The 1,470-nt window shown below is 49.7% G+C and carries 1 protein-coding gene; it reads right to left on the reverse strand.

Going from position 1 to position 1,470, the window contains the following annotated elements; all coding sequences use genetic code 11:
* Positions 1-13 precede the first annotated feature (13 nt).
* Positions 14-1,405, reverse strand: coding sequence for a uracil-xanthine permease family protein (locus R7Q47_RS24290; protein ID WP_276422495.1), 1,392 nt, complete (start codon positions 1,403-1,405; stop codon positions 14-16).
* Between the last annotated feature and the right edge of the window lie 65 nt (positions 1,406-1,470).

Raw genomic sequence — 1,470 nt, forward strand, 5'->3', positions numbered from 1 at the left:
CTAAGTACAGGTATTAAGACTCTTTCACTTCTTGAGCGACAAGTTCATCTTCTTCTGTCAGTTTTTCTGGAAGCAGCAAGTTCAGCAGTATCGCGGTGATACCGCCAGCAGCCACACCGGTTGAGAAGATGCTTTTAATAAACTCAGGCATAAACTGCAGAATCTCAGGTTTCTGAGCGATACCTAACCCCATCGAGAATGACAACGCCATAATCAGAATCGCGCGGCGGTCGAGGTCAACACGCGAGATAATGCGCACGCCTGCAGCGGCAATGGTGCCGAACATCACGATGGTAGCGCCACCAAGTACAGGTTCTGGGATCAGCTGAACAAAACTGGCCACGCCCGGGAATAGACCAAGAATCACTAACATGCCCGAGATAAAGTAACCCACGTAACGGCTTGCGACGCCCGTTAGCATGATAATGCCGTTGTTTTGACTGAAGGTAGAGTTTGGAAAGCTGTTGAATACCGCAGCGATGGCCGAGTTCAGACCATCCGCTAATACCCCACCTTTGATGCGCTTCATGTAAATAGGGCCTTTAACCGGCTCGCCAGATACTTCAGACGTTGCGGTAATGTCGCCGATCGCTTCCAACGCCGTGATCAAGAAAATCAGCACGAGAGGGATAAACAGTGACCAGTCAAATGACAAGCCGTACTGCATCGGAATCGGTAGCGCAACGAGGTTGGTTTCCCCCAATTTTGAGGTGTCGACCATGCCCATGAAGTATGCCATTACATAGCCAACCAGCATGGCAATCACGATCGAAGCCACGCGAATGTATGGGTTTTTAGAACGATTCAAAATCACAATTAACCCAAGTACGGTACCAGCGAGCGCCAGTTTGTCTAAGCTACCAAAAGTACCGTCGCCCATTGCAGCATAGCCACCACCCATAGAAACCAAGCCAACTTGGATCAGCGTCAGGCCAATCAGAGTTACGACAATGCCAGAGACGAGAGGTGTGATGATGCGACGTGCATGCTCAAGCACACGAGACAGTAAAATCTCGGCAAAAGAGGCGACTAAAATCGTCCCGAAAATCGCCGCCATCATGGTGCTGATGTCCGCGCCACCTGCTTTGAGTGATAAACCCGCACCGATGATTGGACCCAAAAAGTTAAAGCTGGTGCCTTGCACCGATAGCAAGCCGGAGCCGACAGGGCCAAAGGTACGGATTTGGATAAAGGAAGAAACACCAGATGCAAACAGCGACATGCTGATAATGGTGTTGGTTTGATCGGCCGGAACGCCCAAAGATTGGCAAATGATTAAGGAAGGTGTAATCACCGCAACGAACATCGCCAATAAATGCTGAAGTGCAGCAAAAATCGTTTGTGGCAGTGGTGGACGATCATTTAATTGATAGACCAGTTCCGAAGATCGGTTTGAAGTTGTCATGATTTGTCTCGCTAGTCGCAATGTGTTCCCAGATCTCGCTGAATGGGAGGGCTGGGTGGAGTTGT

The sequence above is a fragment of the Vibrio sp. Vb0349 genome (assembly GCF_033338975.1).

What these genes read in the sequence shown, in the direction of transcription:
- R7Q47_RS24290 (WP_276422495.1), bottom strand. Translation starts at nt 1,405, where the DNA reads ATGACAACTTCAAACCGATCTTCGGAACTGGTCTATCAATTAAATGAT.